The sequence below is a fragment of the Heliomarina sp. genome, from assembly GCF_052826185.1.
This window is the reverse complement of sequence record NZ_JBRBUI010000053.1, coordinates 49,755-75,142: the sequence shown is the minus strand read 5'-3', so window position 1 is coordinate 75,142 and position 25,388 is coordinate 49,755. Positions and strand designations below refer to the sequence as shown.

Here is a 25,388-nt window from a genome sequence, read left to right as displayed (position 1 = left end):
TCGCCATGCGCTTGGGTGGAATTGGTCGCAGCCGTAACGTCGAAGACCGCCGCGGGCGGGGCATATCGGGCCGTGGCGGGGCGGTTGGTGGTATCGGGCTTGTCGGGTTTCTGGCGATCCTTGCCTTCGGGTATTTCACCGGTGTGGATGTAACGCCGCTGCTGACTGGACAGGACAGCACCCAGATGGTTGCCCGCGAGCCGACCCCGGCCGAGGAGCAGGAGGCGGAGTTTGCCTCTCGTGTGCTGACCACCACCGAGCAGGTCTGGACCGAGGTCTTTGATGCGCAGGTTGACGGCGATTACGTGCCGCCGCAGCTGGTGCTGTTTTCCGGCGTTACGCAGAGCCCCTGTGGCGGGGCCTCGGGTGCGACGGGGCCGTTTTATTGCCCGGCGGACCGTAAGGCGTATCTCGACACCGCGTTTTTCGAGACTATGCATCGGCAGCTGGGTGCGAATGGCGACTTTGCGGCGGCCTATGTGATCGCGCATGAGGTAGGCCATCATGTGCAGAACCTTCTGGGTATCCTCGGGCAGGTCGATAACGCGCGCCGCCAGAGCAGCCAGGTCGAGGCCAATGCGCTGACCGTGCGGCTGGAATTGCAGGCGGATTGCCTTGCCGGGATCTGGGCCCAGAAGGTCGGCGGGCTGATGGAGCGTGGCGATCTGCAGGAGGCGCTGAACGCGGCCCGCCAGATCGGCGATGACAAGTTGCAACGCGATGCCGGAAGAGTGCCGCAGCCGCACACCTTTACCCATGGCACCTCGGAGCAGCGTGAACGCTGGTTTGCCACGGGGTATGACAGTGGCGATCTGCGGTCCTGCGATACGTTTAGCGCGGATCGGTTATAGGGGGCGGCGCAGAGCTACTTTGAAGAGAGCCTGCGCGTAAATCGCTATGCGATTTATCGCTTTCGGCTTTCGCGCAAATCCCTTTGGGATTTGACGCTTAAGTGAGAGGCTGGACATCGACCCAAGCGGGGCTCGTTGTGGCTGCTTCCTTCCGGACCTGACCAGGTTGGCGAGGCGCTTGCCCGCGCCAACCTCTCAAGACCCCATATAGGGGTCGTGTTCCGGATTCGCAAGCGGGCGGTCTAAAGCGGGAGCGAGAGCCGAAGAAATCCGCATTCGTCGATACCGTTGCTGGTGACGTCGAGCGGCGCGATTTCTTCAAGGTATCTCTGGGCGTCCGGGCCAGTCTGAACGCTGACTGAGGTGCCGGGCATTGGGGCAAAGCGCCACGGGTGGGGCGCGGATTCCAGCGGATCGCGGGGCAGTTCACCGGCCAGATAGGCGCGCAGGACACTACGCAGCCCGACCGGATCGACCGGCAGGTGCCGCGCGTTTTCGAGGACTTTGAACCGGCCGCCGGCAGCACGAAAACTGTTCAGGGCCACTGCAAAGACATCGTCATCGTCGACCGCTTGCCCCTTGTGGCAAAGATCGCGGATACGCCGGTGGTTACCGGGCCGGAGTGTGCCATCGGGTTCAAATCTTGGCGGGACGGCGAGGTCGATCACGTAGGTCAGCCCGTAGATGACGTCGAATTCGTGCCCAGGCAGGTCCGGATCTATCAAGGCGGCGTGCTCGGCACCCGGAGGGATCTGGCGGAACAGGCAGGCGGACATTTCGAGCCAGTCCACAAGCTGCCCGCCGGAGACCATCACCGCGTGCAGATCGTTCTGAAAGGTCTGGAGGTCGCTCAGGTGGCGCAATGCAAGCGGACCCGCTGGAACATCGGTGTAATTGCCGGGGCCACTGCGTGCGCCATAGCGGCCCGGGGATGTTGCCGACAACAGCGGCAGCTCGGCAGCCGGCGTGCCCTGCAAGAGCGGGCGCAACGCGGCCGCCTGCGCGGCAGCGACGGTTGCGAGAGAGCGATCGGGGGCGATGAAGGAAAAGTAGCTGTGCAGCGGCTGACTGACGCGGCCGACGGGACGGTTCAGCATCTCGACGGTATCGGCGTGATCCTCCGCCAGTTGCGCGACCAGCTCGGGGTCTTCCTCGGCGAGCGATTCAAGCTGCCCTTCGGGGGTGCGGCGGGCGATGGCACGTAAGCTCGAGCGGCTACGGGCAATTTCCCAGCCACTGTCCCGGCGTTTCAGGTCGAGGTCTATGAGACCGAGGTGAGAACCTGCCGCGCCCGCCATTACCACGGGCTTGCCGCGCACCTTGCCGGCGCCGTGGTCGAGACCGTCGATCCCGGCGAAATCCGGGCCTGGTAAAAGCATGTGGCTGTGCCCGGCGATAATCACGTCGATCCCGTCGATTTCGGCGAGCGGGAGCACGGCGTTTTCCATGCGATGATGCGCGGGAGAACGGCTGATACCGGCGTGACAGAGGGCGATGATGATATCGCATTCCAGTGTTTGAAGCGTGCTGAGACTGGCGCGGGCGCTGTCGACGATATCGCCGATTTCAAGCTGGTGCCGGGGCAGATGGGTATTCCACATCAGGGTCTGCGGCGGCAAGAAGGACAGGATGCCAAGCCGGATCGGCACTTCGACCGGTTCGGTAGGAGACGGTTCTCCTACTCTTTCGGCCGAAGAATGGATCTGCACGATGCGGTCAAGGATCGCGAAACGTGAAAAGCAGGGTGTCTGGGCCGGGCTGCGGCAGGTGGTATTCGTCGATAGCACCGGACAAGGAGCCTGAGCAATCGCCGAGCTGAGCGGTTTCAATCCGAAGTCGAAATCGTGATTGCCAAGTCCGATGGCATCGTACCGTAGAGTGCCAAAGGCGCGCATCATCGGATGCGGCCGGTCCGGGTGGTGACGGACAAGATCGGCAAGCGGCGTACCCTGAAGGGAGTCGCCATTGTCGAAGAGAAAACAGGTCATGCCGTCCCTCTCGGCCTCGCGGCGGGCGTTGCGGATCAGGGTTGCCGTGCGGGTCATGCCAACGGAGGGGTCTTCACGGTTACTGCGATAATCGTAGCTGGTGAGATGCATGTGCAAATCGGTTGTCGCCATGAGGCGCAACCTTGCATTCGTGCCGACGTCAATGAACCGTGAGCCGTTCATGCTGCCGATGCCTCTCCCCTGAGGCGGATTTGCCTGTGATCGTGTTTCTTTCGAATGTTCTGCCAGAGACAATTATTCATAAAAGATATAGGGAGATTGCTAATTTACTAATTTTTGGTGACGCAACTTGTGTCAATTTTGGCGCTATATCGCGTCGGTCGTGCCTCTCGGAAAATCGGGCCTCTCGTGAAATCGGGCGGCCCCTGCGTATGAACCCGCCGCCGAATTGAATTGTGGGAAAAGCTGTGCGATTGGAACGAGTAACGGGTAAGTGGGGCGGGAACAGAGAATGAAGCACGCGGAGAAAGTGACGTTTGGCGGGTCGGGGCTTAACCGCGCGGCGCATATCAGGATGGACGAGGACGCTTTGGCGGCGGCGATGGCCCATCCCAAGGCTGCCTGCGTACTGCTCTGGCGGGGCAAGCCACTTATGCGGGGCGAAGGCGAGCTGGCGCTGGTGCCGATGAACCACCCGATCCTCAAGCAAGGGCTTGGCGGCGACATCGAAGCACCGGTCTTTCTGGGACTCGAAGAAAGCGGCGCGCCGGATTTTGCCTGCGATATCTCGAAATGGGAGCCGGAGGGGCAGGATACCGGCAGCCTTGGTATGTTCGCGGATCTTTCCATGCAGCATCATCCGGATTTTCCGGAGGACTGCGTGTTCACCGAGTTGCGCCGGGCCATGGTGCATATCACGCCGCGCGATGCGGAACTGGCGGCGACGGCCAAGGCCATCGTGAACTGGCACGGGTCGCACCGGTTCTGTGCCCGCTGTGGTTCGCCGAGCAATGTAGCGCAGGCGGGCTGGCAGCGGATTTGCCCGAATTGCGGCACGCATCACTTCCCCCGTACCGATCCGGTTGTCATCATGCTGATTACGTATGGAAATTCGGTGCTGATGGGCCGGTCGCCCGGGTGGCCTGAAGGCATGTATTCGCTGCTGGCCGGTTTTGTCGAACCGGGCGAGACGCTGGAGGCAGCGGTGCGGCGAGAGGTTTTTGAGGAAGCGGGGGTGAGCGTCGGGAAGGTCGGCTATCTGGCCAGCCAGCCCTGGCCGTTTCCAGCCTCTCTCATGTTCGGCTGTCATGGCGAAGCGCTGAGCCGCGAGATCACCATCGACCCGGTCGAGATCGAGGATGCGATCTGGGTCAGCCGTGAGGAAATGATGTCGGCTTTTGCCGGGGAACACCCGGTTCTCAAACCGGCCCGCAAGGGCGCTATCGCGCATTTTCTTTTGGACAACTGGCTTGCAGATACGCTTGATTGATACAACTACCGTAGGGCGCAGCCTTGCCATCGGCGGCGTCCAGAAGAAATCGGAAACTACATGAAATTCTCAACCCAGGAAGATGTCGAAGCGCCGATCGAGGCCGTATACCTCATGTTGAGCGATTTCGAGAGGTTCGAGCGCGCCGCGATCCGGCGCGGTGCCGAAGTTCAGCGTACCAGCAAGGTGCATCCGCCCCATGTGGGCGCGGCATGGGACGTCAAGTTTTCCCTGCGGGGCAAGGCCCGTACGATCCAGATCGAACTGGTAAAGGCCGTCGCACCCGACGAGTTGCTGTTCGACGCGACGTCGCAGGGGCTGGAGACGCAAATGTCGGTCGAGCTTGTCGCGCTTTCGCAGAAACGCACGCGGGTTTCGATTGATCTGGCACTGACGCCGAAAACGATTTCGGCGCGGCTGCTGGTTCAGTCGCTCAAGCTGGCCAAGTCCAACCTGACCAAGCAATTCGAGGATCGGGTTGCCGAATATGGCAGGTTCATCGAGGACCATCACAGCCGAACGGCGTGATGGTTGATGCAGCCTTATGTTCGGTCTGCTGCGGCCGGGTACACTCCGAGAATTTTCAGACGCGACGTGAAATAGCCCAGCTCATCGAGCGCGCGTTTCACATGGGCGTCCTCGGGGTGGCCTTCGATATCCGCATAGAACTGCGTCGCGGTGAATGAACCGTCCATGTAGCTTTCGAGCTTGGTCATGTTGACGCCGTTGGTCGCAAAACCGCCCATTGCCTTGTAAAGCGCCGCCGGAATGTTGCGGACCTGAAAGATGAAGCTGGTGATCATCGTGTCGCCGCGACGCGAAGAATCAGCCTTTGGAGACATGATCAGGAAGCGTGTGGTATTGTCGTGATTGTCTTCGATATGGCGGGCAAGCACGTCGAGACCATAGATTTCACCCGCAAGTTCCGCGGCCAGTGCGGCGGTCGCCGGGTTGCCTGTCTCGGCCACCTGTTTGGCGGATCCTGCTGTATCGGCGCCGGTGATGCGGTGGATGCCATGTTCTTTCAGGAAACTTTTGCACTGGCCGAGAAGCACCGTGTGGCTCATCGCGTGGGTAACCTGATCGAGCGTGGTGCCTGGCACTGCCAGAAGGTTGATGTGCACGCGCACGAAGGCTTCGTCGATGATATGCAGCCCCGATTCAGGCAGCAGCGTATGGATATCGGCGACCCGGCCATAAGTGGAGTTCTCGACCGGGAGCATCGCGAGATCGGCGGCTCCGGATTTGACCGCGTCGATGGCGTCCTCGAAGGTCCGGCAGGGCATGGCCTCCATCTCAGGGCGCGCCTTGCGGCAGGCCTGATGGCTGTAGGCTCCGGGTTCTCCCTGGAAGGCTATGCGATTGGTCATGACGGGACTTTCTGGGTGGTGGGCGAATAGTCGCGGTGTCTATACCTTGCCTCCGGGAAGGGGAAGGCTTAGACAATCGTCCGAAACGGATCAAATGGACTCGCGATCAAATGGACACGATGACCTCAACCAAAGTGGTTGCCTCTCTCTGTGGCGCCTTACTGGTGCTCCTGCTCGGCAAATGGGTAGCGGAAGAATTGTATCACGTCGGAGGTCATGGCGAGGCTGCCTATGTCATCGACACTGGCGCCAGCGATGAACCGGCCGAAGCTGAACCGGAAATCGATTTCACCGAGGTCATGGCATCGGCCAGCGCTGACAAGGGCGCGAATGTTTTCAAGAAGTGTCAGGCCTGCCACAAGCTTGGCGCGGGCGAGAATGCAACCGGTCCGACCCTGCATAACGTCGTTGGCCGCGATATCGCCGGCGTTGACGGGTTCGGTTATTCCGGCGCGCTGACCGAGATCGAAGGCGTCTGGGATTACGATCACCTGAACCGCTTCCTCGAGAACCCCAAGGGCTATGCGCCGGGCACTGCGATGGGTTTCGCCGGTCTGAAGAAGGCCGAGGACCGCGCGAACGTGATCGCCTATCTTGAAAGCGTTGGCGACTAACCCTCAAACCTTTCGGAAATTTTACGGGCCGCAGCATGGTGCTGCGGCCTTTTTTGCATTTTGATGCCGGATATTAGGACGTGTGGGCGCTCTTCACGTTTTCCTTACATAATCTCAACTTGAATGTTGGCGCGCTGGCCAATTAGCCTAGGTCAGCAAGCAGCAAGGCGGAGAGAACACCGCCAATGGAGGAAGTGCCCGATGAGACAACCCGCCACCCGTTCGCAAAGCCGTGCCCTGGATCGCAGACCGGTCTTTCATGCCCTGACGGGATTGGTCGTTTGTTTCGCGACCGCGCTGGCACTGGCGGGGATGGCGCGCGGGCAGGAAGCCTCGGCGGAAGAAGGCGAAATGATCGTCTCGCACGGGTATTCCTTTTACGGCGATCTGAAATATCCGGCGGATTTCGAGCATTACGATTACGTAAACCCGGATGCGCCCAAGGGGGGCGAAATTTCCTATGCGGCGCTGGGCACGTTCGATTCGATGAACCCCTACACCGTGAAAGGGCGCCGGGGTGAGTTGAGCTGGATCATGTACGAGAGCCTGCTGGGCGATGGTCCGGCGGATGCCTATGGCGAGGCCTATGGGCTTTTGGCCGAGAGCCTCGAATATCCGGCCAGCAAGGACTGGGTGATCTTTCACATGCGTCCTGAGGCCAAGTTTTCCGATGGCACGCCCGTCACGGCAGAAGACGTGATGTTCAGCCATAACCTGTTGCTGGAGCAGGGGCTTCCGTCTTACGCGGCGGCGGTAAAAAAGCGCATCCCTCGGGTCGAGGTGCTCGATGAGCACACGATCAAGTTCTACTTTACCCCCGGTATTTCGCGCCGCAGCCTGATTGATCAGGTAGGGGGCGTGCCGGTCTGGTCGAAGAAATGGTTCGAAGAGTCCGGCGCAAGGCTGGATGAATCGCGGATGGAGACCTCGCCCGGTTCGGGGCCCTACATGATCGACCGGATCGATGTGAACCGCCGCATCGTCTACAAGCGGAACCCGGATTACTGGGGCAAAGATCTGGCAATCAATCAGGGCAGGCACAACTTCGACAGCATCCGTGTCGAGTATTTCGGCGACGACACTGCGTCTTTCGAGGCCTTCAAGGCGGGGGAATACACGTTCCGCGTCGAGGGAGATTCCAAGAAATGGGCAACCTCTTACAACTTCCCCAAGATTCAGGCGGGTCAGGTGGTGAAAGCGGAATTGCCGGATGGTACGCCGCCTACGCCGTCGGGCATCGTGTTCAACCTGCGCCGCGAGGTGATGCAGGACAAGAACCTGCGCGAGGCCCTGTCTCTGGCCTTTAACTTTGAATGGACCAACGAAAGCCTGCAGTACAACCTTTTCGAACAGCGGGCCTCGTTTTCGCAGGATACGCCGTTGATGGCGACGGGCGTGCCGGAAGGGGCAGAACTGGCGTTTCTTGAATCGCTGGGCGATGTGGTGCCAGACGAGATGCTGACGGAAGAGGCCCGGATGCCGCATAGTTCGGATGGCTCACGCCTGACCGACCGTCGCAACCTGCGTCGGGCCATGAAGCTGCTGGACGAGGCCGGTTGGCCAGTGGGCAGTGACGGTGTGCGTCGGAATGCCGATGGCAAGACGCTGAGCCTGACCCTGCTGTTCAACACGGCTGCCGAGGGCACGCTGGGGGCTATTCTTGAAAACTACGTCAACAACGTCCAGACGATGGGGATCGACATCACCCTCGAGAAGGTCGACCCGGCGCAATATACCTTGCGCGAACGCGAGTTTGATTACGACCTCGTCTTCGACTCGTACCGGCCTTTCCTTGGCACAGGCACTGGGCTGATGCAGATGTATGGCTCGAGCGAAGCGGCGTTTTCCGTATTCAACCCTGCCGGGCTGGCCAGCCCGATGGTGGATGCGATCATCGAGGCTTCGCTGATGGCGGAGAATACCGAGGAAGAGGAAACCACGCTGCGTGCGCTGGATCGGGCGCTGAGGTTCGAATTCTTCATGATCCCTGTCTGGTACAAGGCAGATTACTGGGTGTCCTATTACGATCAATATGGTTATCCCGAGCCTCTGCCACCCTATGATCTGGGCTATCTCGATTTCTGGTGGTACGACGCCGAGAAAGCCGAGGCACTGAAGACCGCCGGCGCATTGAGGTAATCGCCAGATGGGCGCCTATATACTGCGGCGATTGCTGCTTATCATTCCGACCCTTTTGGGCGTTCTGATCATCAACTTCGTCCTTGTCCAATTTGTCCCCGGTGGCCCGATCGAACAGGCCATCGCGCGGGCGCAGGGGCAGGGCGACACGTTCGGGTCGTTCGCTGGCGGTCAGGGGGATGCCGGTATGGGCGGGTCCGGCGGCGGGGACCCGCAATCCGAGGAATATATCGGAGCGCGGGGGCTTCCGCCCGAGTTCATCGAAAAGCTTGAAAAGGAATACGGGTTCGACAAGCCGCCGCTGGAACGGTTCGGGCTGATGCTATGGAACTATGCACGTTTTGACTTCGGCGAGAGTTATTTCCGCTCGGCCAGCGTGATCGACCTGATCCTTGAAAAGATGCCGGTTTCCATCTCTCTCGGGCTGTGGTCGACGCTGATTGCCTATATCGTGTCGATCCCCCTTGGCATCCGCAAAGCGGTGCGCGAGGGGTCGCTGTTCGATACATGGACCAGTGCGGCAATCATCGTCGCCTATGCGATCCCGGCCTTTCTTTTCGCGATCCTGCTGCTGGTGCTCTTTGCGGGAGGGTCCTACTGGCAGATCTTCCCGCTGCGCGGGCTGACCTCGGACAATTTCGACCAGTTGACCACGATGGGCAAGATTCTGGACTATTTCTGGCATATCGCGCTGCCGACGATCGCGCTCACGATTTCGTCTTTTGCGACGCTGACCCTGCTCACCAAGAACAGCTTTCTAGACGAGATCAAGAAGCAGTACGTCATCACGGCGCGGGCCAAGGGCCTGTCGGAAAAGCGGGTGCTTTACGGGCATGTTTTCCGCAACGCGATGCTGATCGTGATCGCCGGTTTCCCGGCCGTGTTCATCGGCGTGTTTTTTGGGTCGTCGATCATTATCGAGACGATCTTTTCGCTCGACGGTCTGGGGAGGCTAGGGTTCGAGGCCGCTGTAGCGCGGGATTATCCCATTGTGTTCGGCACCTTGTTCATCTTTGGCCTGATGGGCCTTCTGGTGAATATCCTGTCGGACCTGATGTATGTCTTTGTCGATCCGCGGATTGATTTCGAAAAGAGGGAAGGCTGATGGCTCTGTCCCCCCTCAATCAGCGGCGCTGGCGCAATTTCAAACGCAATCGGCGCGCGTTCTTTTCGCTCTGGATCTTTGCGGTACTTTTCGGGCTGAGCCTGTTTGCCGAGTTCATCGCCTATGACAAGCCGATCCTCGTGCGTTATCAAGGCCAGTTCTATACGCCGATCTGGAATTTCTATCCCGAGACCGCCTTCGGCGGGGATTTCCAGACCGAGGCGGTCTATCGCGACCCCGAGGTGGAATGCCTGATCCAGACGGGTGGTAACATCGACTGTTTCGACGACCCCGAAGCACTGATCGTCGATGCGCAGGACGGGGTGATCGACGGCGAGGAAATCCAGAAAGGCTGGACGATCTGGCCGCTGATACCATACTCTTATGACACGCCGGTGGATCGGCCCGGTGCAGCGCCGCTGCCGCCGAACGGGCAGAACCTGCTGGGCACCGACGATACCAAGCGCGATGTGCTGGCTCGGGTGATCCACGGCTTCCGCCTTTCGGTGGCCTTTACCCTGATCGTGACAGCTCTATCGAGCCTGATCGGTATTGCCGCAGGGGCGGTTCAGGGGTTTTTCGGTGGGCTGACCGACCTGCTGTTCCAGCGTTTCATCGAGGTCTGGAGCGCGACGCCGCAGCTTTATGTCATCATCATCATGTTCGCGATACTGGGACGAAAGGTCTGGCTGCTGATCCTGCTGATGGTACTGTTCGGATGGATGGCGCTGGTGGGCGTGGTCCGGGCCGAATTCCTTCGGGCACGAAACCTTGAATACGTGCGCGCGGCCAAGGCGCTGGGCGTGGGTAACATGACGATCATGTTCCGCCACATGCTGCCCAATGCGATGGTCGCCACGCTGACCATGCTGCCGTTCATCGTGACCGGCACCATCGGCGCGCTGGCCAGTCTCGACTTTCTCGGCTTTGGTCTGCCGTCTTCGGCGCCGTCATTGGGCGAATTGACGCTTCAGGCAAAACAGAACCTGCAGGCACCGTGGCTGGCCTTTACCGCCTTCTTCACCTTTGCGCTGATGCTGTCGCTGCTGGTGTTCATTTTCGAAGGGGTGCGTGACGCGTTCGACCCCAGAAAGACCTTTTCATGAGCCTGCTGGACGTTCGCGATCTGAAAGTGTCGTTCCGGCAGGACGGCAAGGTTACGCAGGCGGTCAAGGGCGTGTCCTTTACCGTCGACCGCGGAGAGACTGTTGCGCTGGTCGGTGAATCCGGCTCGGGCAAATCGGTGACGGCCCTGTCGACGGTTTCGCTGCTGGGTGACAGTGCCGAGGTCGAAGGCTCGGTCACCTACGAAGGTCAGCAGATGATCGGCGCGTCGAAGGATTTGCTGCACAAGGTGCGGGGCAATGACATCAGCTTTATCTTCCAAGAGCCGATGACCTCGCTGAACCCGCTTCATACCATCGAAAAGCAGATGGGAGAATCGCTGGCCCTGCACCAGGGGCTGAGCGGGAGCGCGGCGCGGGCGCGGATTCTCGAACTGCTGAATCGTGTTGGGATCCGGAACGCGGAATCGCGGCTGGGAGCCTATCCGCACCAGTTATCAGGCGGCCAGCGCCAACGTGTGATGATTGCGATGGCGCTTGCGAACAAGCCCGCCGTGCTGATCGCGGATGAGCCGACGACGGCACTGGACGTGACGATTCAGGCGCAGATCCTCGAACTTCTGGCCGAGCTGAAGGCGGATGAGGATATGGGTCTGCTGTTCATCACCCATGATCTGGGCATTGTGCGCCGGATCGCGGACCGCGTCTGCGTCATGAAGGATGGCGAGATCGTGGAAACCGGCCCGACGAAGGAAATCTTCGAGAACCCGCAGCACCCCTATACGAAAAAGCTGCTGGCGGCAGAGCCGACGGGCGAGCCCGAACCGGTAGCGGCGGACGCCAAGGTGATCGCGGAAACCGAAAAGCTGAAAGTCTGGTTTCCGATCCAGCAAGGGCTGCTGAAACGCACGACCGGCTACGTCAAGGCGGTGAACGAGGCGACTCTGCGGGTGCGGGCCGGGGAAACGGTGGGCATCGTCGGGGAATCTGGGTCGGGCAAGACCACGCTTGCCCTCGCCATCATGCGGCTGATCGCATCGGAAGGGCGGATTGCCTTTGTCGGGGAAGACGTGCGCAAATGGTCGACTCGCCAGCTACGGCGCCTGCGTGCTGAAATGCAGATCGTGTTTCAGGACCCTTACGGAAGCCTCAGTCCCCGGATGACCTGTTTCCAGATCATCTCCGAGGGGTTGAACGTGCACAAGGTGGACGCCAGCCGCGATCAGCGGGAACTGGTTGCCGAGGTCATGCGCGAAACCGGGCTGGACCCGCAGACGATGGATCGCTACCCGCATGAGTTTTCGGGTGGGCAGCGCCAGCGTATCGCGATTGCACGTGCGATGGTCCTGCGGCCGAAACTGCTGGTTCTGGATGAGCCGACCAGCGCGCTGGACATGACCGTGCAGGTTCAGATCGTGGAACTGCTGCGCAAGTTGCAGCAGAAATACGGGCTGGCCTATCTGTTCATTTCACATGACCTGAAGGTGGTTCGGGCCATGTCACATCAGGTGATCGTGATGAACCAAGGAGATGTGGTCGAGCAGGGGCCGGCGGCAGAAGTTTTCGACCGCCCGAAGGAAGAATACACCAAGACGCTGGTTGCCGCGACCCACTGATCGGGCGCGGCAAGGTCGGCCAAGGGCGACAAGAATTTTGCAGCAAAATTCTTGGGAAAACTTTTTGCAAAAGTTTTGGTCGCTCAGATCGCGGAGCTGTGGCCGTGGACGCTCATGTCATAAAGGTCGAACTGCCTTGCAATCATGCGTGTCAGCGGGCGCATGTCCTCCGGGATGTTGAGGCCTTTATCATCCACCTTAAGCCCGTTTTCGAACCTCTCGTTCGCCCGATCCAGGAGGCGACGGACATGGTCCCGTCCGACGCCGAAATCGCGAACCAGTTCGTCGGTTGCGATACGAAAATCACACATGATCATTTCGATCATCCGCGCATGAAGGCGGTCTTCGCTGCTGAGTCTGTGGCCCCGCGTGGTGGCGAAACTGCCCGAGCGGATATGTCCGACGTAGGCAGAGGTGGCCGGGGCGTTCTGGGCATAGCCCTGGGGCAGTCTCGAGATCGACGAGGCGCCCAGCCCGATCAGGGCATCAGACTGATCGTCAGTATACCCTTGGAAGTTGCGCCGGAGCCTGCCGGCCTTTTGCGCCTTGGCAAGCCCGTCTTCGGGGCGGGCGAAGTGATCTATGCCGATGGCCTCGTACCCGTCCCATGTCAGCAATTCATGCGCCGTATCGAACAGGGCGAGCCTTTCTTGGGGAGAGGGGAGCGTATCCGAGGGGATCATCGACTGACGCCGGGCCATCCAGGGCACATGCGCGTAGCCATAGAGAGCAATCCGGTCGGGGTTGAGCGACAACAGTTTCTGGACGCTTTGTGTCATCTTTTCCCGCGACTGGCCGGGTAGACCGAACAGGATATCGGTGTTGAGGCTTTCTATGCCCTTGTCACGAATCATATCCGCCGCACGCTGCGTGATTTCAAAGCTTTGCTGGCGGCCGATCACTTTCTGAATCTCGGGGTCAAAGTCCTGAACGCCGATCGAGGCGCGGGTCATGCCCATTTCAGCGAGCGCGTCGACCCGTTCCGTGTCGAGCTCGTTCGGGTCGATTTCGACGGAAAATTCAGCGTCCCCGGCAAGCGGTGCCACCGAGAAGATGGATTCCGCAAGATCGCGGATCATGTCCCCGCTTAGCAGCGTCGGTGTGCCGCCGCCCCAGTGCAGCCGCGATAGGTGGATACCCTTGGGCAAGGTCGCGGCGAGCAACTGAAGTTCCTGCTTCAGCGTCTCAAGGTAACTGACGACGGGCGCCTGTTTCTGGGTGCCCTGTGTCCGGCAGGCGCAAAACCAGCATAGCCGGCGGCAAAACGGGATATGCACATAGAGTGAAATCTCGCGCCGGGGGGCAAGGCCAGCGATCCAGTCGCCAAAATCACCGGGCCCGGTGGCGTCGCCAAAGTGGGGCGCCGTGGGATAGCTCGTGTAGCGAGGCACGCGAGCGTCAAATAGCCCCATGCGGGAAAATCGGGTTTGAGTCAGCATGTGCAATCGATATTCGATGTGTTAGATTCGTCTCATTGATCCAGATCAATCGGCTCGGCCTAATGACAGTTGCAACGAAATCTCTTCTTTCAAATTGCGCGGATTGTCCGATCCGTCACCGTGCAGTCTGTGCCCGGTGCGAAGCGGACGAGCTTGCCCAGCTTGAGGAAATAAAGTACTACCGCAGCTTTGAGGCGGGGCAGACGATTGTCTGGTCCAATGACCGGATGGATTTTGTCGCCTCGGTCGTGAGCGGTGTCGCAACCCTGACCCAGACAATGGAAGACGGCCGGACTCAGATGGTCGGATTGCTGCTCCCTTCGGATTTTGTCGGGCGTCCCGGGCGCAAGGGTGCGGCCTATGACATCGTCGCGACGACGGATCTAATCATGTGTTGTTTCCGCAAGAAGCCGTTCGAGAAGATGATGATCGACACTCCGCATATCTCGCACCGGCTGCTCGAAATGACATTGGACGAGCTAGACGCCGCGCGGGAGTGGATGCTGGTGCTGGGTCGCAAGACCGCGCGGGAAAAGATCGCGAGCCTTCTGAATATCGTGGCGCGGCGGCAACCGACCTTTTCCCCCCATGGGGACGTGGTCTTTGATCTGCCGCTGACGCGCGAAGCCATGGCGGATTATCTTGGTCTGACGCTTGAGACGGTCAGCCGGCAGATGTCGGCCCTGCGTAAGGCGGGAATCATCTCGCTTCAGGGCAACCGGCATGTGACCGTGCCGGACATGGCACGGCTGATGGAAGCGGCGGGCGATGACAGCGATGGTGGTCACCTGATCTGAGCCCAAGGGCAGCGGACTGATTTTCAGCAAGCTGCCGGGGTTGTGCGTTACCACGGGGTGCAAGCTGTCCGTTTGGCTGTAGCGCAGCAAAGATTTTCAACTGAACGGGTCCCGTGTGCCGGGCGCGCAAGGCGCGGGCGACCGGAAAGCTGTCATGTTAACTTAGTAAATGTGTCGGAAAAGTGTCGTTTGGCGCGGGTAGATGTCTGATTGTTGGCGCATTTGCGCCGCGAAAATTACACAATTGAAGACAGGATCTCCTCATGTTTCGCCTGATCGCGACCGGCTTTGCCGTCGCTACCGCATTTGCTGCGCCGTCTTTCGCTGCTTCCTTCAACACTCTTTCCGGAGAAGCCCCGCTGGTGATCGCTCACCGTGGCGCAAGCGGATATCTTCCCGAACACACGCTGGCTGCGTATGAGCTGGCGATCCAGATGGGTGCGGATATCGTCGAGCCCGATCTCCAGACCACCAAGGACGGCTACCTTGTCGCGATGCACGACAGCTCGCTGGCCCGCACGACCAACGTGGAAACCGTTCTGGGTGAGCGCAATGGCAGCTACAACGTCTCCGAATACACGCTGGCCGAGATCAAGACGCTGACCGTCGAAACCTCTGCCGGCAATAGCTATCCCGGTTACACGCCGTCGATGGCGGAGCCGTTTAAAGTGCCGACTTTCCAGGAGGTCATGGACCTTGTGAAGGCGCATAACACGGCAACGGGCGACAAGATCGGTGTCTATCCCGAAGCGAAAGTGCCGAGCGCGGAAACCATGAACCGCCAGATCCTGACCGAGATGCAGGCCAACGGGTTCACCACCCGCGAGGATAATTCGTTCGTCCAGACATTCAGCGCCCAGGGCGCGGCCGATCTGGCTGCGATTCAGGACGAGCTGGGCATGGATAACCAGATCGCGGTTCTGGGTTATGCGCAGCTGACCGCCGAAGGGTTCGGCGTTTACGATTATCCTACGGGAACCATCAACCAGCTCGCCGATCTCGCACTGTTTGCCGACGGTGTAGGCGTAAACCTTGGCTCGCTAACCTCCGAGTTCATCGTCGCGGCCCATGATCTTGGCCTTGCCGTGCATGGCTGGACCTTTAACCAGTCGACCGAAGAAGATGCCTTGGCAGCTCAGCAGGCTTGGATCGACGCGGGCATGGACGGTCTGTTCACCAACTACACGGACCTGACCCGCGCGATCGTGGACGCGAATGTTTCGGCCGTGCCGCTTCCCGCTGGTCTGCCGCTGATGCTGGCAGGGGTTGGCAGCCTCGCGGTTATCCGTCGTCGCCGCAAAGCCGCCTGATAAAGGTTGTGTTGTACGAGTTGATTGGCCGCCCCGAAACGGGCGGCCATTTTAATGCGCCATGAGTACCGGCACTGTGGCTTTTTCCAGCATGTGCCGGGTTGCGCCGCCAAGTACCGCTTCCCGCAGGCGGGAGTGGCCATAGGCCCCCATGACCAGCATATCGGCGCCGCTATCGGCGACATGGCGGTTCAGGATGTCAGAGACCTTTGGCATGGTTTGCGACAGCACGTCGATCTCGCAGCTGACACCGTGCCGCGCCAGCATCTGGCCGAGCATCCCGCCGGGGTCCGAGCGTTCCGGACCATGCGCGGGCGGGTCGATGATGGTGATCCGAACCCGGTTCGCAGCTTGCAGGAAGGGGATGGACCGGCGGATGGCGTTCAGCGATTCCGCGCTTTCGTTCCATGCCACGACCACGGTCTGTGGCAGCGAAATCGGCTGACCCTTGGAGGGCACGACGAGAACCGGGGCCTGACCGCCGAATAGCGCCGCTTCGATTACCGCTTCGGCGTCGCGGTCACCGTGTTCGCCATAAGGCTGCGGCGCGATCACGAGGTCGGTGAAACGGCTGTGGAACGCGACCTGCCGTCCGAGATTGGTCACCGGCACGACGCTTTCCTCCGCGGACCAGCGTATGTCGCTCTTGTTCATGGTCTCGTTCACATAGGTCAGCAGCTCGGTGGCGTCCGACTGGGCCCGGTCGATGGATTCCTGAAGCACCATCGCCGTGGCACCGGCATCGTAATAGCCCAGTTGGGTGCGATCCAGACCCATGCAGAGGATTTCGGCGTGGCTGTCGAGGCGGTCGGCCAGTGCCGTCATCTGCGCCAGTGCCGGTTCGGCCGACTGTCTGTCGGTCACCACGCACAGCAAAGATTTGTATGTCATCAGATTTCTCCCAGAATACGTGTCCACCAGAGCTGGCGATGGCAAGCGGTGGTCGCTCATAATGACTGCCACGGATCAACCGCATTTTTGTTGACACAGATCAAAGCTGCCTGCCTTCGATTTCAGCAGTATCTGCCGCGAACGGATCTGTCTTGGGTGGCATAAGACTTGCCCAGACCAGAATAAGGGACAAGAAAATGTCTAATTATATCAAGCTGATCGTGCTTGGTGTCATTACCTTGATCGCGATGATGGGAATCAACTATGCGCGCGATCTTGCGTATATGGTCCATGCCGCGATCGTCGTGATCGTCGCCGGCGGGTTGTTTCTTTACACGCTGCGGAACATGGAGGAGCCGGTGGTTCCCGTATCGCAGGGCGACTATTTCGATAGCGTCATCCGCGCCGGGGTCATCGCGACAGCCTTCTGGGGCGTCGTCGGCTTCCTCGTCGGGGTGGTCATCGCCTTTCAGCTCGCCTTTCCGCAGCTTAACTTTGAAGTCCTCCAAGGCATCGGCAATTTCGGCAGGTTGCGGCCGCTGCACACATCGGCGGTTATCTTTGCCTTTGGCGGCAACGCGCTGATCTGTACGTCATTCTACGTGGTGCAGCGCACCTCGGCTGCACGTCTTTGGGGCGGTAACCTGGGTTGGTTCGTGTTCTGGGGCTACCAGCTTTTCATCGTGCTGGCAGCGACCGGCTACCTCCTCGGGGCGACGCAGTCCAAGGAATATGCCGAACCGGAATGGTATGTCGATCTGTGGTTGACCATAGTCTGGGTGGCTTATCTGGCCGTCTTCCTTGGAACCATCGTGAAGCGGAAAGAGCCGCATATCTACGTGGCGAACTGGTTCTACCTTTCCTTTATCGTTACCGTCGCGCTTCTCCACGTCGTCAACAACCTGTCCATCCCCGTCTCCATCTGGGGGTCGCGTTCAGTGCAGGTGTTCTCGGGTGTGCAGGATGCGATGACGCAGTGGTGGTATGGCCACAACGCTGTGGGCTTCTTCCTCACCGCCGGCTTCCTTGGCATGATGTACTATTTCGTGCCGAAACAGGCGGAGCGCCCCGTTTACAGTTACAAGCTGTCAATCATCCACTTCTGGGCGCTGATCTTCCTGTATATCTGGGCCGGTCCGCACCACCTGCATTACACGGCGCTGCCTGACTGGGCCTCGACCCTTGGGATGGTGTTCTCGATCATCCTCTGGATGCCGAGCTGGGGTGGCATGATCAACGGTCTGATGACGCTGTCCGGCGCATGGGACAAGCTGCGCACCGACCCTGTCATCCGCATGATGGTCATTTCGATCGGTTTCTACGGCATGTCGACCTTTGAAGGCCCGATGATGTCGATCCGCGCGGTGAACTCTCTGAGCCACTATACCGACTGGACCATCGGACACGTGCACTCGGGTGCGCTGGGCTGGAACGGCATGATCACCTTTGGTGCGCTCTATTTCCTGACCCCGGTCCTGTGGAAGCGCGAGCGGCTATATTCCCTGTCGCTGGTAAGCTGGCACTTTTGGCTCGCGACTATCGGTATCGTTCTTTACGCGGCGTCGATGTGGGTGACCGGTATCATGGAAGGCCTGATGTGGCGTGAAGTCGATGCGAACGGTTTCCTCGTCTGGTCCTTTGCCGACACCGTTGCTGCCAAGTTCCCGATGTATGTGACACGCGGTCTGGGCGGGGTCATGTACCTGGGTGGTGCGCTGATCATGTGCTATAATCTCTGGATGACTGTCCGTGCGGCCCCTGCAAAAGAGCACAGCCTCGCGACAGCTGTCCCGGCCGAATAAGGAGGGCCGAGACAATGAGTGACGAAAAAACACCGAACAACCCCAAGATCAGCGATCCGGAGGACGATCCGAAAGTATCCACGCTCGAGGATCTGCCCGATGAGGTGCCGAACGAGCTGCCACATCACACGTGGTTCCTCGACAAGCACAAGTTCATCGAGACCAACGCGACGCTGCTGCTTGTGCTGAGCTTTCTTGTGGTGACCGTCGGCGGGATCGTGGAAATTGCGCCTCTGTTCTATCTTCAGAACACGATCGAAAAGGTTGAAGGCGTGCGGCCCTATTCGCCGCTCGAGCTGACCGGGCGCGAGGTCTACATCCGCGAAGGCTGCTACGTGTGCCACAGCCAGATGATCCGTCCGATGCGCGACGAGGTCGAACGCTATGGGCATTATTCGCTGGCGGCGGAATCGATGTATGACCATCCGTTCCAGTGGGGGTCCAAACGGACCGGTCCCGATCTGGCGCGGGTCGGCGGACGCTACTCGGATGATTGGCATCTGGACCACCTGCGCGATCCGCAGTCGGTCGTGCCGGAATCCGTGATGCCGAAGTACGGCTTTCTCGAGAATACCATCATCGAGGGCGAGTACGTGCAGGAGCTGATGGAGACACATCAATTCGTGGGCGTTCCCTATACCGAAGAGATGATCGTAAACGCCTCGGCCGATTTCCAGGCACAGGCAGACCCGGACAGCGATTACGACGGCATGCTGGAACGCTATCCCGGCGCGCAGGTTCGTAACTTTGACCGCCAGCCGGGGATTTCCGAGGCGGATGCGCTGATCGCCTATCTTCAGATGCTGGGTACGCTGGTCGACTTCTCGACCTTCACGCCTGATGCCAGCCGCTAAGGGGGACTTGAAATGGACATGTATTCAATCCTGCGCGAATTCGCCGACAGCTGGATGCTGCTGAGCCTGTTCCTGTTCTTTGTCGGGGTCGTCCTTTGGGTGTTCCGGCCGGGCAGCAGCAAGACCTACGCGGAGACATCTGAAATCCCGTTCCGCCACGCAGACAAGCCTGCAAAGGAGCCAAGAAAATGAGTAAAGTACCTCCTAAAAAGGCAGGTGATCCGGAAACAACCGGCCATAGCTGGGACGGGATCGAAGAGTTCAACAACCCGTTGCCGCGTTGGTGGCTCTGGACCTTTTACGCGACGATCATCTGGGGTCTGGGCTATACGATTGCCTATCCGGCCTGGCCGATGATCAACGAGGCGACTGCGGGTGTCCTTGGCTATTCCACTCGTAACGAGCTGGTCGAAGATCTGGCCCGCGCCGAAGCGGCCAATGCCGAGATCAACGCCAAGCTGGCATCGGTTGATCTTGCCTCGATTTCGGAAGATCCGGAGCTGACGCAATATGCCACCTCGGCGGGCGGCGCGGTGTTCCGCACCTTCTGCGCCCAGTGTCACGGGTCCGGTGCGGCGGGGGCCAAGGGCTATCCCAACCTGCTGGACGATGACTGGCTGTGGGGTGGCGATATCGAATCCATTCATTACACGATCTCGCACGGGATCCGGAACGAACAGGATTTCGACGCGCGCTATTCCGAAATGCCGGCGTTTGGACGTGATGGCATCCTTGACGGTGAGCAGGTGGATCAGGTGGTGAACTACGTGATGTCCCTGTCCGGTGAGCCGCAGGATTCGGCGGCAGCGCAGGCGGGTGAACAGGTATTCGCGGATAACTGCGTAGCCTGCCACGGTGAGGATGCAAGGGGCAACCGCGACATGGGGGCGCCGAACCTTGCCGATGCGATCTGGCTTTATGGTGGGGATTACGATGCGCTGCATGAGACGGTGATGAACGCCCGCTTTGGCGTGATGCCGCCGTGGTCGCAGAACCTGAGCGAAGCAGAAATTCGCGCGGTTGCTTCTTATGTCCACCAGTTGGGTGGTGGCGAATAACCTTTCGGCGTAAACCGAAACGAAAGCCCCCCGATCCTTGGTCGGGGGGCTTTATTTTTGGCCGATCATAATTTGTTCGGGTCGATGTCACGCGTCGATTGAACGAACCAGTGCCCTCTGGGCAACCACCGCTTTTTCCTGTCGTGACGTTCCGGGGTTACATCCCGGAGTTGTACGGTGCCGGTCCGCGTCGCGGTCATGAAAGATCTGGCATAAATTCCAAGCATTGGTACTAATCCTAACATTTCTTGTTTCCGATCATTGTCTTTCGACACGCTCATCATTGACCGAAACGTCGATGGATGCGACTTAATGAGATATGCAATATGTAAGTCTGATTTACAAATGAAGTGGAGAGACATGCCGCCCCTCGCCGGGCTGAGGGCATTTGCCGCCTTTGCTGAAACCGGCAACGTGGTGTCGGCTGGTGAAGAACTGAACGTGACCCATGCCGCGATCAGCCAGCATCTGCGGGCGCTTGAGCGGCATATGGGCGTGGCCCTGCTGGACCGGAGCGGGAGAGCATTGAGCCTGACCGATGAAGGTAGGCAATTGGCGCATTCTCTGACAGTGGGTTTCGGGGCAATCGCCTCGGTCGTGCAGGAACTGACCGGGCGAGATGCGGCGCGGCCCTTGCACATTTCCACGACGCCGTCTTTCGCCGCCAACTGGCTGATGCCTCGTCTGCCCGACTTTCGAATGGCGAACCCGGACGTGGAACTGATGATTGACCCGACCGCGACCGTTGTCGAACTCAATCCGGGTGGGATCGACGTTGCCCTGCGTTACGGATCGGGTGGCTGGGCCGGACTGGACACCGAACTGCTGATCGCCACCCCGATGGTCGTCTCTGGTGCGCCCGCGCTGATCAAGGGACGCAAGGTCGACGAGCCGAAGGATCTGGCTGAGTTTCCATGGCTTGAGGAACTCGGGACTTCGGAGGCATCGACATGGCTGGAAAAGCGCGGCGTATCCGGTGCGCTGGCAAAGAACCGGTCACAGATGCCCGGGAACCTCGTGTTGGACGGTGCAAGAAACGGTCAGGGGCTTGCCGTCAGCACGCGGCTGTTCGTTGAAGGCGATGTCGCGGCGGGTCGCTTGCAGATCCTTTTCGAAGAACCGGACCACGGGGCCGGGTATCACATCGTCACGCGACCGGGCGTCATGCGCCCCGCCGCGCGGAGTTTCGTGAACTGGCTGCGACGAACGATCTGAAGCCCGTCAGACGATGGTCAGAACGTCCCACAGGCTGTCGACATCCGTGAAATTCTGCAGTGTCAGGCTGCTGTTCTGATCAATCGAGAAGACCGTGTCGCCGCCGGAAACGCTGGCAAGCGCGAGAACGTCCCATGTGGCCGGCGCGGATCCGCTCCAGAGGCTTTCGTCAAAGCAGAGCAGATCATTTTGAAAGTCGGTGATGACATCCATGCCGCCGGAGAAGATGAAGGTGTCCTTGCCTCGGCCGCCGCTCAGCGTGTCATTGTCGGACCCGCCGGAGAGCGTATCGCTGCCACCATTGCCGATCAGCCGGTCGTCGCCTTCGCCGCCAATCAGCGTATCCTTACGGTTGCCACCCTTTAGGATGTCATTCCCGGCCCCACCGTCGAGATCGTCTTTGCCTGCGTTGCCAAGCAGCTTGTCGTCACCGTCACGTCCGTAGAAGGTGTCATTGCCCTTCTTGCCTTTGAAGAGATTGTCATTCGAATCTCCCCAGACTGTGTCGTTATGGGCCGTGCCGATGATCCGTTCGATATCGACCAGCACATCGCCTAGCGCTGCGCCGTCATTCAGATCCGAATCCTGGAGGTCCAGCGTGATTCCGCTGCTTTCGCCAAGGAATATGGCGGTATCTTTCCCGTCGCCGCCATCAAGACGATCGGATCCGCTGCCGCCGTTCAGCTTGTCATTGCCTGCACCGCCTTCAAGGATGTCATCGCCGTCGCCGCCGAACAGCTTGTCCTTGCCGTCTCCTCCGCGCAGCCTGTCCGAGCCCCAGTTGCCGCGTATGACGTTGTTGGCCGCGTTGCCGTCGACGATATCGTCGCCGTTTCCTGCGTCGTATTCCTCGATCAGAGTACCACGTGCGATATACATGTTGCCGGTGCTGCCGAGCACGTCCGAGACGGATTCAGGGTTCAGATCGACGACCTGATCGAAATAGTCTTGGGAGAAATTGATCCTGTCCTGGCCATTGGCGTCGTAGATGGTGAAGGCGACGTAGGTATCTTCGAAGACGCTGTCATTCGGGTTGCCGTTCATGACGTCAAAGATCTGGCCAAGCCAGCTGTCGCCAAGCGTATGGCCAACGCCGTACACGGTATCGCCGTCGCTAATGCTTCCGGTGGTTGCGGCACCGTAGAGCTCCTGCACCGCGACGATATCCGCGGCCATGGCCGTGATCAGCGTTGCATAGCTTGCATCGGTTTCAGTGTTCTCGTCCTGATCGAAATAGGACATCACCGAGACCTGCCAGCTGTCATTGGCAAAAGTGTTGTTATTGCCGTAGGTCGCGTCGCCGTTGTAATCGCCCAGATGGCCAAGCCCCAGTGCATGGCCGATTTCATGGATGAAGGTCTGGAAAGCGTAGGTTCCCATGGTGACGCCGTATTCGTTCAGCCAGTCCTGACCGACATTAACCTCGGCAAAGCTGGTCGTATCGCCGAGAGCCGAATAGGTGGCATAGGCACCGTTATCCTCATCATCAAAGGTGATCTGGGCGCTGCCCGCGGTTTCTATGAAGTCGATATCCGCGACGGCTTCCCATGTTTCGAGCGCCCACCTGGCGAGTTTCTGGCCATCCGTGGTCAATGCGTCGAGATTCACGGTGATGATGTTGCTGGCGCTGGTATCGAAGTGATGCGCGGTGCCTCCATCATCGTTCCAGTAGCCTTCGATCAGGTAGTCGGCCAGCGTATCGAGGTCGGCGGTGATCGGCGCTGCACCGGGCAGCGCCTGCGACTCACCCGCCTGCACATCGACGAGAACTTCGTAACCACCCGTGGCGCCAGAATACCCCTGGACCGAGATAAAAAACGTGCCAGTTGCAGTGGCCTCGAAAGCAAGGAAGGAATTCGTGCCTTTGCCGCCATCATCGTTCTCGGCAAGGTAATTGCCAGTGGCGCCGTAGATCTTCATGACCGGGTCGGACAGGATTTCGGTCAGATCGGCGGAACCGTTGACTGCGATATCGTAGACGACACCTTTTTTCAGCGAGACACTGATCCAGTCGGCGTCCGAGCTGTCGTTCAGAACGCCGGTGAACCTGTCGCCGACCGAGATTCCGTAGGTGGTGGAAATACCGTCCGCGGCCTCTGCGACCTCGGTTATTTCCTTAGCAGAGACGATGCCCTGATATTCGCAAGGGACTACAGGGTGGCGGATCGCCGAACATACCGTACACATACTTAACTACCCACGTTTTACCGTTCTGGTAGTCGGGTTTGATTCAGGCAATTTCAGCCTCTGAATGTGGCAATGCCGTGAAATGTGGTTTCAAGGCATTCGACGCAAAGCTGACTTCGGAATGCTTTTTTTTGACCCATGTCAAAGAGCGCCGGTGCTTGGCATGAAATACAAACATCAGAAATTCTGCATTCGATGTGAGTATCGTGACCCAAGCAAGCCAACCGCCAAGCCTTTACGCCGCGAGAGAGCCGATTTTTCCGCGCCGCGTGTCAGGTAAATTCCGAAACCTTAAATGGATCATCATGGCTGTCACATTGGGGATCTACTACCTGACGCCATGGATTCGCTGGGACCGGGGGCCGAGCCTGCCCGATCAGGCTGTTCTGCTGGATATGGCGAACCGCCGATTCTATTTCTTCTGGATCGAGATCTGGCCGCACGAATTCTATTTCGTCGCGGGGCTGCTTATCATGGCGGGACTTGGGCTCTTTCTGTTCACCTCGGCGCTGGGGCGTGTCTGGTGTGGCTATACATGTCCGCAGACCGTCTGGACCGACCTGTTCATCCTTGTCGAAAGATGGATCGAGGGTGACCGCAATGCCCGGCTGCGTCTGCACAGGCAAAAGAAATGGGACCTGCGTAAGGTTCGTTTGCGGTTGACGAAGTGGATTGTCTGGCTGCTGATCGGGCTTGCGACAGGTGGGGCCTGGGTTTTCTATTTTGCGGATGCCCCGACTCTTGCCCGCGATCTGGTAAGCGGGCAGGCGGCGCCGATTGCCTATACAACAATAGGTGTTCTGACGCTGACCACCTTTGTTTTCGGCGGCTTCATGCGCGAACAGATCTGTATCTACGCCTGTCCATGGCCACGGATCCAGGCGGCAATGATGGACGAAGATACGCTTGTCGTCGGGTATCGCGACTGGCGCGGCGAGCCTCGCAAACACTCGGCCGAGGTGAAATTGGGTGCAGAGCAGGGCGATTGCATCGATTGCATGGCCTGCGTCAACGTCTGCCCGATGGGGATCGATATACGCGAAGGACAGCAGATGGAGTGCATCACCTGTGCGCTCTGCATCGACGCCTGCGACGACATTATGGACAAGACCGGAAAGCCGCGCGGGTTGATCGATTACATGGCCTTGTCGGATGAGCCCCGCGAGCGATCCGGGAAGCCGCCGCGCCCCATCTGGCAACACGTGCTGCGCCCGCGTACGATTATGTATACGGCCCTGTGGTCGCTGGTCGGCATCGGGCTGGTCTTTGCGCTTTTCATTCGCGCCGACATCGAAATGACGGTTGCGCCGGTCCGGAACCCGACATTCGTCACCCTGTCGGACGGGTCTATCCGAAACACCTATGACGTACGGATGCGCAACAAGAATGGCGAGGCGCGCGAATTCATCCTGAGCCTGACCGAAGACGACGACCTTGTGGTTCAACTTGAGGGGCAGGAGGGCCAGACCGTAGATGTGCCGGCCAATACAACCAGCCTGCAGCGAGTCTATGTCATCGCCCCGCTGGGCACCGAGCCGGCGATGCAGGAGAGTTCTCCCTTCCGGCTTTGGGTCGAAGACAGCAAGACAGGCGAACGGGCCTACAGAGACACAACGTTCAATGGCAAGGAGTCCTGAC

General features: G+C 59.5%; 21 protein-coding genes and 1 other RNA gene. 16 read left to right on the top strand and 6 right to left on the bottom strand.

The window, feature by feature from the left end; translation table 11 throughout:
* Nucleotides 1-5: 5 nt before the first annotated feature.
* Nucleotides 6-851 carry a KPN_02809 family neutral zinc metallopeptidase gene (gene ypfJ / locus ACU0FH_RS16995; protein ID WP_446195847.1) on the top strand — a complete coding sequence of 282 codons (846 nt, stop codon included), beginning with the start codon at nt 6-8 and terminating at the stop codon, nt 849-851.
* A gap of 99 nt (nt 852-950) precedes the next feature.
* On the opposite strand, the gene ffs is transcribed toward ypfJ, so the two are convergent.
* An RNA gene (gene ffs / locus ACU0FH_RS16990) (signal recognition particle sRNA small type) lies at nt 951-1,049 on the bottom strand.
* A gap of 44 nt (nt 1,050-1,093) precedes the next feature.
* Nucleotides 1,094-2,971 (bottom strand): 5'-nucleotidase C-terminal domain-containing protein, encoded by a 1,878-nt coding sequence (locus tag ACU0FH_RS16985; protein WP_446195846.1) that lies wholly within the window; start codon nt 2,969-2,971, stop codon nt 1,094-1,096.
* 340 nt (nt 2,972-3,311) lie between these two features.
* Here ACU0FH_RS16985 and nudC point away from each other — a divergent pair, with 340 nt between their 5' ends.
* Both nudC and ACU0FH_RS16975 read left to right on the top strand, forming a co-directional pair.
* The gene (nudC, locus tag ACU0FH_RS16980; RefSeq protein ID WP_446195845.1) at nt 3,312-4,289 is read left to right on the top strand and encodes an NAD(+) diphosphatase; all 978 of its coding nucleotides are present in this window, start codon (nt 3,312-3,314) and stop codon (nt 4,287-4,289) included.
* Nucleotides 4,290-4,349: 60 nt separating this feature from the next.
* Nucleotides 4,350-4,817, top strand: coding sequence for an SRPBCC family protein (locus tag ACU0FH_RS16975; RefSeq protein ID WP_446195843.1), 468 nt, complete (start codon nt 4,350-4,352; stop codon nt 4,815-4,817).
* A 14-nt stretch (nt 4,818-4,831) separates the two neighbouring features.
* Here ACU0FH_RS16975 and ACU0FH_RS16970 read toward each other — a convergent pair whose 3' ends face one another.
* Complete coding sequence (locus ACU0FH_RS16970; RefSeq protein ID WP_446195841.1) at nt 4,832-5,659, bottom strand: prephenate dehydratase; 828 nt, start codon at nt 5,657-5,659, stop codon at nt 4,832-4,834.
* A gap of 110 nt (nt 5,660-5,769) precedes the next feature.
* Between ACU0FH_RS16970 and ACU0FH_RS16965 the strand changes: the two genes are divergently transcribed.
* The 5 genes from ACU0FH_RS16965 to ACU0FH_RS16945 all read left to right on the top strand — a co-directional run bounded on the left by ACU0FH_RS16965 (nt 5,770) and on the right by ACU0FH_RS16945 (nt 12,197).
* Complete coding sequence (locus ACU0FH_RS16965; RefSeq protein ID WP_238372401.1) at nt 5,770-6,273, top strand: c-type cytochrome; 504 nt, start codon at nt 5,770-5,772, stop codon at nt 6,271-6,273.
* Between the two features lie 312 nt (nt 6,274-6,585).
* Nucleotides 6,586-8,412, top strand: a complete 1,827-nt coding sequence (locus ACU0FH_RS16960) for an extracellular solute-binding protein (RefSeq protein ID WP_446196107.1) — start codon at nt 6,586-6,588, stop codon at nt 8,410-8,412.
* A 7-nt stretch (nt 8,413-8,419) separates the two neighbouring features.
* Nucleotides 8,420-9,517, top strand: coding sequence for a microcin C ABC transporter permease YejB (locus ACU0FH_RS16955; protein WP_088632258.1), 1,098 nt, complete (start codon nt 8,420-8,422; stop codon nt 9,515-9,517).
* Nucleotides 9,517-10,623 carry an ABC transporter permease gene (locus ACU0FH_RS16950; RefSeq protein ID WP_446195838.1) on the top strand — a complete coding sequence of 369 codons (1,107 nt, stop codon included), beginning with the start codon at nt 9,517-9,519 and terminating at the stop codon, nt 10,621-10,623. Before ACU0FH_RS16955 ends, ACU0FH_RS16950 begins: the two co-directional genes overlap by 1 nt.
* Nucleotides 10,620-12,197 carry an ABC transporter ATP-binding protein gene (locus ACU0FH_RS16945; RefSeq protein ID WP_446195836.1) on the top strand — a complete coding sequence of 526 codons (1,578 nt, stop codon included), beginning with the start codon at nt 10,620-10,622 and terminating at the stop codon, nt 12,195-12,197. Before ACU0FH_RS16950 ends, ACU0FH_RS16945 begins: the two co-directional genes overlap by 4 nt.
* Nucleotides 12,198-12,280: 83 nt before the next feature.
* On the opposite strand, the gene hemN is transcribed toward ACU0FH_RS16945, so the two are convergent.
* A complete protein-coding gene (gene hemN / locus ACU0FH_RS16940) occupies nt 12,281-13,636 on the bottom strand; it encodes an oxygen-independent coproporphyrinogen III oxidase (RefSeq protein WP_446195835.1) in 1,356 nt (451 codons plus the stop codon).
* A 62-nt stretch (nt 13,637-13,698) separates the two neighbouring features.
* Between hemN and fnrL the strand changes: the two genes are divergently transcribed.
* Together fnrL and ACU0FH_RS16930 are read left to right on the top strand one after the other, a co-directional pair.
* Nucleotides 13,699-14,433, top strand: coding sequence for a transcriptional regulator FnrL (gene fnrL / locus ACU0FH_RS16935; protein ID WP_446195834.1), 735 nt, complete (start codon nt 13,699-13,701; stop codon nt 14,431-14,433).
* 263 nt (nt 14,434-14,696) lie between these two features.
* On the top strand, nt 14,697-15,743 hold the full coding sequence (locus tag ACU0FH_RS16930; protein ID WP_446195833.1) for a glycerophosphodiester phosphodiesterase family protein: 1,047 nt from the start codon (nt 14,697-14,699) through the stop codon (nt 15,741-15,743).
* Between the two features lie 51 nt (nt 15,744-15,794).
* On the opposite strand, the gene ACU0FH_RS16925 is transcribed toward ACU0FH_RS16930, so the two are convergent.
* Complete coding sequence (locus ACU0FH_RS16925) at nt 15,795-16,634, bottom strand: universal stress protein (RefSeq protein WP_446195831.1); 840 nt, start codon at nt 16,632-16,634, stop codon at nt 15,795-15,797.
* A gap of 197 nt (nt 16,635-16,831) precedes the next feature.
* Here ACU0FH_RS16925 and ccoN point away from each other — a divergent pair, with 197 nt between their 5' ends.
* The 5 genes from ccoN to ACU0FH_RS16900 all read left to right on the top strand — a co-directional run bounded on the left by ccoN (nt 16,832) and on the right by ACU0FH_RS16900 (nt 21,563).
* A complete protein-coding gene (ccoN, locus tag ACU0FH_RS16920; RefSeq protein ID WP_446195830.1) occupies nt 16,832-18,436 on the top strand; it encodes a cytochrome-c oxidase, cbb3-type subunit I in 1,605 nt (534 codons plus the stop codon).
* A gap of 14 nt (nt 18,437-18,450) precedes the next feature.
* Nucleotides 18,451-19,290, top strand: a complete 840-nt coding sequence (ccoO, locus tag ACU0FH_RS16915; RefSeq protein WP_446195829.1) for a cytochrome-c oxidase, cbb3-type subunit II — start codon at nt 18,451-18,453, stop codon at nt 19,288-19,290.
* Nucleotides 19,291-19,302: 12 nt separating this feature from the next.
* The gene (locus ACU0FH_RS16910; protein ID WP_238372410.1) at nt 19,303-19,482 is read left to right on the top strand and encodes a cbb3-type cytochrome c oxidase subunit 3; all 180 of its coding nucleotides are present in this window, start codon (nt 19,303-19,305) and stop codon (nt 19,480-19,482) included.
* A complete protein-coding gene (ccoP, locus tag ACU0FH_RS16905; protein WP_446195828.1) occupies nt 19,479-20,348 on the top strand; it encodes a cytochrome-c oxidase, cbb3-type subunit III in 870 nt (289 codons plus the stop codon). Before ACU0FH_RS16910 ends, ccoP begins: the two co-directional genes overlap by 4 nt.
* A 345-nt stretch (nt 20,349-20,693) precedes the next feature.
* Nucleotides 20,694-21,563, top strand: a complete 870-nt coding sequence (locus ACU0FH_RS16900) for a LysR family transcriptional regulator (protein WP_446195827.1) — start codon at nt 20,694-20,696, stop codon at nt 21,561-21,563.
* A gap of 6 nt (nt 21,564-21,569) precedes the next feature.
* Here ACU0FH_RS16900 and ACU0FH_RS16895 read toward each other — a convergent pair whose 3' ends face one another.
* Nucleotides 21,570-23,750 (bottom strand): M10 family metallopeptidase, encoded by a 2,181-nt coding sequence (locus tag ACU0FH_RS16895; RefSeq protein WP_446195826.1) that lies wholly within the window; start codon nt 23,748-23,750, stop codon nt 21,570-21,572.
* A gap of 206 nt (nt 23,751-23,956) precedes the next feature.
* On the opposite strand from ACU0FH_RS16895, the gene ccoG reads away from it, so the two are divergent.
* Nucleotides 23,957-25,387, top strand: a complete 1,431-nt coding sequence (ccoG, locus tag ACU0FH_RS16890; RefSeq protein WP_446195824.1) for a cytochrome c oxidase accessory protein CcoG — start codon at nt 23,957-23,959, stop codon at nt 25,385-25,387.
* Nucleotide 25,388: the final 1 nt, after the last annotated feature.

What these genes read in the sequence shown, in the direction of transcription:
- ACU0FH_RS16970 (WP_446195841.1), bottom strand. Translation starts at nt 5,659, where the DNA reads ATGACCAATCGCATAGCCTTCCAGGGAGAACCCGGAGCCTACAGCCAT.
- ACU0FH_RS16975 (WP_446195843.1), top strand. Translation starts at nt 4,350, where the DNA reads ATGAAATTCTCAACCCAGGAAGATGTCGAAGCGCCGATCGAGGCCGTA.
- fnrL (WP_446195834.1), top strand. Translation starts at nt 13,699, where the DNA reads ATGACAGTTGCAACGAAATCTCTTCTTTCAAATTGCGCGGATTGTCCG.
- ACU0FH_RS16945 (WP_446195836.1), top strand. Translation starts at nt 10,620, where the DNA reads ATGAGCCTGCTGGACGTTCGCGATCTGAAAGTGTCGTTCCGGCAGGAC.
- ACU0FH_RS16950 (WP_446195838.1), top strand. Translation starts at nt 9,517, where the DNA reads ATGGCTCTGTCCCCCCTCAATCAGCGGCGCTGGCGCAATTTCAAACGC.
- hemN (WP_446195835.1), bottom strand. Translation starts at nt 13,636, where the DNA reads ATGCTGACTCAAACCCGATTTTCCCGCATGGGGCTATTTGACGCTCGC.
- nudC (WP_446195845.1), top strand. Translation starts at nt 3,312, where the DNA reads ATGAAGCACGCGGAGAAAGTGACGTTTGGCGGGTCGGGGCTTAACCGC.
- ACU0FH_RS16910 (WP_238372410.1), top strand. Translation starts at nt 19,303, where the DNA reads ATGGACATGTATTCAATCCTGCGCGAATTCGCCGACAGCTGGATGCTG.
- ccoN (WP_446195830.1), top strand. Translation starts at nt 16,832, where the DNA reads ATGTCTAATTATATCAAGCTGATCGTGCTTGGTGTCATTACCTTGATC.
- ACU0FH_RS16965 (WP_238372401.1), top strand. Translation starts at nt 5,770, where the DNA reads ATGGACACGATGACCTCAACCAAAGTGGTTGCCTCTCTCTGTGGCGCC.
- ACU0FH_RS16960 (WP_446196107.1), top strand. Translation starts at nt 6,586, where the DNA reads ATGGCGCGCGGGCAGGAAGCCTCGGCGGAAGAAGGCGAAATGATCGTC.
- ACU0FH_RS16955 (WP_088632258.1), top strand. Translation starts at nt 8,420, where the DNA reads ATGGGCGCCTATATACTGCGGCGATTGCTGCTTATCATTCCGACCCTT.
- ACU0FH_RS16930 (WP_446195833.1), top strand. Translation starts at nt 14,697, where the DNA reads ATGTTTCGCCTGATCGCGACCGGCTTTGCCGTCGCTACCGCATTTGCT.
- ACU0FH_RS16925 (WP_446195831.1), bottom strand. Translation starts at nt 16,634, where the DNA reads ATGACATACAAATCTTTGCTGTGCGTGGTGACCGACAGACAGTCGGCC.
- ccoO (WP_446195829.1), top strand. Translation starts at nt 18,451, where the DNA reads ATGAGTGACGAAAAAACACCGAACAACCCCAAGATCAGCGATCCGGAG.
- ACU0FH_RS16900 (WP_446195827.1), top strand. Translation starts at nt 20,694, where the DNA reads ATGAAGTGGAGAGACATGCCGCCCCTCGCCGGGCTGAGGGCATTTGCC.
- ccoP (WP_446195828.1), top strand. Translation starts at nt 19,479, where the DNA reads ATGAGTAAAGTACCTCCTAAAAAGGCAGGTGATCCGGAAACAACCGGC.
- ACU0FH_RS16985 (WP_446195846.1), bottom strand. Translation starts at nt 2,971, where the DNA reads ATGGCGACAACCGATTTGCACATGCATCTCACCAGCTACGATTATCGC.
- ypfJ (WP_446195847.1), top strand. Translation starts at nt 6, where the DNA reads ATGCGCTTGGGTGGAATTGGTCGCAGCCGTAACGTCGAAGACCGCCGC.
- ACU0FH_RS16895 (WP_446195826.1), bottom strand. Translation starts at nt 23,750, where the DNA reads ATGTGTACGGTATGTTCGGCGATCCGCCACCCTGTAGTCCCTTGCGAA.